We start from the raw sequence: 6662 nt of genomic DNA, 5'->3' as shown, positions 1-6662 counted from the left end.
TTGATATTCTGGAGGATAGATATGGCAACGGCGCGACAATAATAACCTCGCAGCTGCCAGTGGATAACTGGTACAACTTTATAGATGAACCCACACTTGCAGATGCAATTATGGACAGGCTGTCAGCATCTGCTCACAGAATTGCACTTACGGGCAAATCCATGAGAAATAAAAAAAATCATTAAGTTTACAGAATATCGCTTTGTCCAAAAGTGATATGGTTAAAAGTTAGTGCTAAAGCCAGAACCAAACTGGTGCACTATGCCTCGGAATGTGGTGTACTTTGTTCGGAATAATCACTAAAACCATGTTCGAGAATTTACGCTGGTTTAATAGACTGTCTCGGTGTGGCGGTTTAATGTGTTTCGTATTAAAACACTTATTTTCATGTCTAAAATCCTTTCATATTAGAGCAATGGATCGGTTAGATTAAAAGCTGGTGTGTGCTTTAATAAAAAGTTCCCTTAAATAAGAAACCTCCTTCCATTCGTTGTCAATCTCCACAGACCAAAACTTCCAGCCATTCAGGCTTAAATTCGTCAGGGACCTGGCAGCCCCACTTAAAAAATCAAAGGTCCTGATTTGGCCATCGAAATCTATATTTATCTTTCCATCTCCTGTTAGCAAGGCATTTACATTTGGGTGGGTACTCGCAAATAGTCTGGTGCCTGGCTTTAAGATTCCTGCATCAAGTATCATTTTAAGCGTGACCTCGGTTAATTCAATATTGCTCATATTATAAATTGTACAGGCCCATTGGCCTATTCCATTAGTTGTTTAATTATTTTGATAGTCAAGCGATTGTTCGATCAGATACATTATATAATTCAAATCTTCATCAGGTGAAACACCCACTTCCACATCTCCATTACCCCAACGCCCCAGATTACTGATATCTTTGCAAATGCCTTTTGGATCTACAATTTCTGAAAAAGGTAGGTTTAATGATAATTTTAATCTAGATTTCTGGGGTACAATATCCACAAAATTGGTAGAAGTCTTAAAGGCAATATATTGCTTTTTATATTCCTCTTTAACAGCTTCATCCAGGGCGAGAATTGATTTTTTTAGACGCTCATACAAAGAGAACACATTGCCCTTCAGATGTTCAAATTGATCAATGCTATATTCACTTGCACCTATCTTCTCCTTGATTAGGTATGGAGATAAAGCCTCTTGGGAGAGATTTGGGTGCGCCCAGATTTTAGCCGCGGTTTCTGCAAGAATCTGGGCGCGTTTTTCTATCTTCTCCCTGTTCCAAACTGTAGAGGTACGAAGGAATTGATTGAGGTTTAAGGGAGAAGTATCGAAGCCTCCCTCGGTTGTTTTTTTAAATCCATAGGGCTTATCACTTAGCTCTGAATTGTAACGGGTCAGGGTAAGGTTTCCAAGGGTATGAAGATAGATTTCGCGGATTTTTAGGTAATCAGGCCCTAGCATTTCTTTCCATTCCTTACGGAGGTTTTCATTTTGCGGCATGATGTGCTCAATCGAATACTCGTTGGTATTAACAAGCTCTTTTCTGTTGTAATTTTCAAGTCTGTTAAGCAGATAACCCTTTGATCTAAAGTTATAGATATCCTTAATCTTGAGCTGGCTGATAAAATCACTGTCATTCGGAAACAGTTTTGAGCCAACAAATAGCTGCATGGTAGCCGCAAGACTTTCTAAATAGGATTCCTTTTGTATTGATCTGTACAGGATCAAAAATGTTTTGTTCATGCTATTGGTTGCAATACCACAAATGGCTCTTCGGACCACATAATTTTCCACTAAAGCTATTACACTTAAAAATGTGGTTTTGTCAATAATCCCATCGATATAGTCGTTATATACAAGAAGAAGAAATGGATACGCCACATCTACCTTAAGAACAGAAAGATTTCGAAAAGCAGCTAAAAGTGCGGGATCTTTCTCCTTTTGTAAGACCATATTGGCATAAAACCCGGAATATCTGGTCAGTTCTGATACCACGTCTTCTATTGATTGATCACTTGCAAACACCTTAAATGATGAGTAAACCTTATCGATGTTCGGTATTGTTTCGGTTTTTGCGGATAAAAAATCCCTCATGAACTTGTCGAAATAACCACCATACTCGTTTCCGTAATTCTGTTCCATGGGAAACCAGTATTTATCATAGAGATAGACCTGATCTTTTATATTCTGACCCATGAGAATATAATTTCTGATGAGGTCAGCCTGAGAAAGATCAAGACCGGTTGAGTTCATACTCTCAAATATTAACTGCGGGTTATCCTTGTCTTTCTCCAGCGTTACATCTACAACGAAAAGTTGCATTATGCCATTATAGATATCTATAACCTTTTCTTCATCAATTTGATCTTTAAAAAACAAATAATTTTCATATAAACGACTTGAATAATTTTCGGGAAGTGGGGTTCCGTTCAATAGAGCGATATAGGTTTCCTTATCTTTCCTTGTCAAAAGGAGTTTATAGCGCAGTTCACCTTCTTCCTCTGCATTCAGGAGATAATAATTCTTGATCTTGTTAGCGGTTGTCTCAATCTCCAAAGGGTGGCTATCAATGAACTCTGAGAGTGCCAAAAGGAGGAGACTGATACTAGTAACACGTTGCTGTCCATCTATAATGAGCAGTTGCGGAACGTCAGTAGTATTATAGATACTTTCCTGAAAGTAAACCAGCGAACCCAGGAAATGTCCTTCGCCCCCTTTTTGACTACCGGTTTTAATGATATCCGATAGTAGTTGTCTGCACTGTGAGGTGTGCCAACTATATGTTCGTTGATAAATAGGGATAACAAATTGCTTGGGTCCCTTTATAACCGATAGGATATTTGCTGAAATGGCTTTCATGTTGTTTTTTCTTGATAGACTTACTGGAATATTGATCGCTTAATTTACCTCTGTCCTTGTTGAGTAAAGGGACAGAAGAGCCGATTGGATCTGGGCACTCTGGGCACCAAAACCAAAAGCATCAGCAACGGTCTTTTCGAAATGGATTCTATCTGCAAGCTGCATTTCAGCGTCAAGGTGCTGAATTGGCCTTTTCATCAACGGAATAAACGCTCCCTTGATATCCTGTTTTTGCTTTGTAGCCAGTAAGGCTGGGTTTAACACCTGATAACTGTCTTTGAACTTGGTGCTGTTGAGATCTAGCGCGCCCATTCCCCGTCCAAACCCTAAGGCTTCGATATAAAAAAGTCCAAGATAACTGTTCATCAGCGCGTGCAGTATGTCAACTTCAACGTGACTATTTTTTGCCGTAAGTCTGATCAACCGCTGGTTGACAAATCCCCGTTTTCTCATTTTTACGATCTTTAGGGAACTGCCATAATTGATATTGGCAACCAGATCCGCTACTGAATCGGATTTCATCTCGTACCAATGATGGTTTGCCCTTGCAAGAGAGACTTTTAAGGGAACCTTTGTTCCGTTTAAGGCGTGCTCAAATTTCGAAATCCACTTTAATGTTCCAGCTGATCCTTCCGCTGTTAGGTTTGCAATAGTCTCTGAACAGCAAAATGCTTCGTCAGTAGGATTGGCAATAAGTCCTGTCGTTGATTTTAGGTTTTTTAAAACTGGCTGAAGATATTTGGCCTCAATTCCATGACTTCCGGTTGGCATGAACATGGGGTCCCAGCCGCGTCTTTCTCCGCGGTTGATATCAAAGAAAGTTTTAGCAGGTGTAAGTTTGCTACTGATCTTGTCAAACCAGCTTAAATCGATAAAAAGGGCCGGCCAGCCTAAGCCAAAAGATTCTAGTTTAGTTATTTTGCCATATTCTAACGTATTGGTTGACACCAGCCCATTTTTTTTCAATATGATCTGATTAGCTGTCTTATCCAGTAAAGATGGATCACTTATTTCATCAATGGATGAGTTGATAAGTACAAAACTGGTCTCCTCGTTATCCAAAGGAGCATCGACCGGAACCGGTCTTTTTTCCAGTACCATGATGTTGGTGATTACTTCTGCATTTTTAAACCATTTCCCCTTTCCAGAGCTGATGACAGAGGAGATTTTGAAAAACCTGAATAACATGTCTCTAAAATCATTTCCCCAGCCGGTACCCAGCCAGGAGTTTGAAACAACAAGCCCAATCCTTCCATTGGTACCCAAAAGGTCCCAAAGATAGTAAGGAAGATAGGCAATGATATCACTCTTTTTATTGATCGTAATTTTCTTGTCGGCTAACCAAATCCGGATCTTTCCAATGATTTCACCGATCTGTGGATTTGACTTGGAGATGTTGGCAGACCCAATAAATGGAAGGTTGCTGATTATATAATCAAAGGTAGGTAATGGCTTACTGACATCTGTTCCGGTATTAGGATCGATAAAGTTATAGGCTTTTCCGGTTTTCAGGTCTTTGACATCGGATTTGAATATGTTAAGGACTTCTCCAACAGAAGAAGGCTTGGCCAGGGATAAGGTGGTCATGTGCAGCGGAAAGGAAAATTTGTCACTTCCCCAGATGCCGTCAAGATTATTTTTTGCGTTGATCCCTGCCTTGTCCTTAAGATCATAGACAGCCCTTAATATAGTTCCCGTCCCACAGAATGGATCAAATACAGTTTTATTCTTATCATGTATAACCAATTTTGCCATCAATGAGGCAATAGGATAGGGCGTTGCGTATTGCCCAGCAGTCTTACGTTTAGAATCCAGAAGGAGTGTCTCAAAAAACTGTTGAAGTACACCTTGGTCGATATTTTCAAGTTTCAGATCAGAAAGAAAAGCACTTAACTGGATGATATGCTGCCAGGCAGCATCATCTATTTGATCTTCTCCAATTACCGGTGCATAAACATTCAGAAAATCATTTTCACTTGTCAGCTCGTTGAAAAAGAGCTTAGCATCACTAACAGAAGTACTTTCATTAAATAGATCGATCTCCTTGGCTTTATTGGTGAATTTCTTCAGGTAATGAGTAAATAAAACCCTGTTGACCCAAGTGATGAGGACAATTTTTGCAACAGCGGAGCTCGCGTCCGGTTCAGAGGAATATTCGAGTTTAATGCTGTCCCACCATTCTGATATCTCGGCATCTAAAATAGAATTACTCCTGCGCTCCCGGTCAATATTTTCTTTTACCAATGCAATATTACCGGTAATGATATCAACGATATTGTTTTCGGTAAGGGAATGAAGGATTTCTTGGCTCTTGATTACCCCATCGTGGAAAAAGTCTTCCAGATCGTCGATGATTGTTTTCAACTGCGCTTTCCAGCGCGATTTATTGTCATCAACTTCCTTTCTTGTCTTAATATCACTGAGCTCATCCCACTCTTTTTTCAGAACGAAACTATTTTCCTCTAGGACATACAAAGCAGCCTTACTGAAGTTCCAGACGAGGAAACTGTTGAGACCCAGCAGCCTTGCCTTCTTCTCGGCATTTTCCAGTAAATCTTCATCACCAATATTGGTATCGGGCATTTTAAGCTCCCAGCCCTGCAGGACACGAAGATTTTGATCGTCCTGAAAGAGTAGGACATCGGGAAATAAAGAGGCACTTTGCTTTGAGGCCTTGATGGTTCTTTCTCCACCGGCATGCCTAATATTCCTGTTCCTTTTCCTAACTATTAAATTGATTTCGCTGATGACATCAATTGCCCAACTGCGTTCATTTAGATTTGCTTTTGCCATTAAGAGAGTTTAGTTAAAATAGATTCAAGATCAATAGAATCAAATTGCCGGATAAATGTTCCATTATGTAATTCCATTGAGGAGAGAATTTCTGTATATAGGGTGTTTTTTAATTTTGCGTCAATTTTTACTTTATTTGCTTGCTGGAGTAAGCTGTCAATTTTTTCTTTTACTAATATTTTTCTAGCCTCGACTATTCGGGCATTACTTATCTCAATCATGTCAACTTTTTCCTTTTTAAAAAGTAGAGGATTTTCGTTAAGTTCTATTCCAATAAACCGTCGGTTTTCTAATACCGCCGCAACAGGAAAGCTGCCACTTCCGCTCGTATTATCAAGAATAATGTCTCCCTCTTTTGAATAGGTTTTTATCAAATACCGTCCTAATTCAACGGGTTTTTGTGTCGGGTGGTAGACAGTACCTTCCGATTCTGCGGTCTTAAAATAAACAATATCGTTTGGGTAACGATCGCCTTCACTTTTTACATGAACAGGGTTAAAATCGCCATAGCTGCCAGAATTTTGACTTTTCCTAATCCCCTTATTATAAGGCTCTCCTGGTGTCATTTGTGGATTGTAGGTAGGCTGCTTTTTGTAAAACACACAAATGTCTTCATGTTTTCTTAATGGTTGTTTTTTTGCGTTAAGGAAATTAGTTGATTTTGATTTTATCCACACTAGTTTATATTTAAAAAGTGCTTCGTTGCTAAGCATTAATCTGGCTGTAAAGGGGCCCTGTGAAGTAAGTACAATAGCAGCATTGTCCTTAGTAATCCTTTCATACTGCTCCCATAGTTCCTCAAGATTTATTACAGAATCCCAATTGTTTTGAGTTGTGCCGTAAGGTAAATCACATAGAATCATATCAATGCTTTTGGCTGGCATGGTCCTCATGATTGAAAGGCAGTCTCCTTTTATAATTTTATCAGTAAATGATTTTATCGGATTTATCATATATTGCTTCAAAATTAACGCAATTTTTTTATTCTCATGCTAAATAATCCTAAACTTACACTTTTCTGCGATAGAATC

5 protein-coding genes are annotated in these 6662 nt (G+C 39.1%); 1 reads left to right on the top strand and 4 read right to left on the bottom strand.

Annotated elements, in window-relative coordinates:
* Positions 1–185: ATP-binding protein (locus EYS08_RS12075; RefSeq protein ID WP_165456441.1), on the top strand; the 185-nt coding region annotated here is incomplete at its 5' end.
* A gap of 244 nt (positions 186–429) precedes the next feature.
* On the opposite strand, the gene EYS08_RS12070 is transcribed toward EYS08_RS12075, so the two are convergent.
* The 4 genes from EYS08_RS12070 to EYS08_RS12055 are packed head-to-tail and all read right to left on the bottom strand — an operon-like array spanning position 430 to position 6584.
* A complete protein-coding gene (locus EYS08_RS12070; protein WP_131030272.1) occupies positions 430–735 on the bottom strand; it encodes a restriction system modified-DNA reader domain-containing protein in 306 nt (101 codons plus the stop codon).
* 42 nt (positions 736–777) lie between these two features.
* Positions 778–2838 carry a DUF262 and DUF1524 domain-containing protein gene (locus EYS08_RS12065; RefSeq protein ID WP_131030271.1) on the bottom strand — a complete coding sequence of 687 codons (2061 nt, stop codon included), beginning with the start codon at positions 2836–2838 and terminating at the stop codon, positions 778–780.
* 39 nt (positions 2839–2877) lie between these two features.
* The gene (locus EYS08_RS12060) at positions 2878–5631 is read right to left on the bottom strand and encodes an HsdM family class I SAM-dependent methyltransferase (RefSeq protein WP_131030270.1); all 2754 of its coding nucleotides are present in this window, start codon (positions 5629–5631) and stop codon (positions 2878–2880) included.
* Positions 5631–6584 (bottom strand): DNA-methyltransferase, encoded by a 954-nt coding sequence (locus EYS08_RS12055; RefSeq protein WP_131030269.1) that lies wholly within the window; start codon positions 6582–6584, stop codon positions 5631–5633. The genes EYS08_RS12060 and EYS08_RS12055 overlap by 1 nt, the downstream gene beginning before the upstream one ends.
* Positions 6585–6662 lie beyond the last annotated feature (78 nt).

It is taken from the genome of Pedobacter kyonggii, from assembly GCF_004310665.1.
GTDB classification, from domain to species: domain Bacteria; phylum Bacteroidota; class Bacteroidia; order Sphingobacteriales; family Sphingobacteriaceae; genus Pedobacter; species Pedobacter kyonggii.
This window is presented reverse-complemented; position numbering and strand designations above follow the sequence as displayed.

What these genes read in the sequence shown, in the direction of transcription:
- EYS08_RS12065 (WP_131030271.1), bottom strand. Translation starts at nt 2,838, where the DNA reads ATGAAAGCCATTTCAGCAAATATCCTATCGGTTATAAAGGGACCCAAG.
- EYS08_RS12060 (WP_131030270.1), bottom strand. Translation starts at nt 5,631, where the DNA reads ATGGCAAAAGCAAATCTAAATGAACGCAGTTGGGCAATTGATGTCATC.
- EYS08_RS12070 (WP_131030272.1), bottom strand. Translation starts at nt 735, where the DNA reads ATGAGCAATATTGAATTAACCGAGGTCACGCTTAAAATGATACTTGAT.
- EYS08_RS12055 (WP_131030269.1), bottom strand. Translation starts at nt 6,584, where the DNA reads ATGATAAATCCGATAAAATCATTTACTGATAAAATTATAAAAGGAGAC.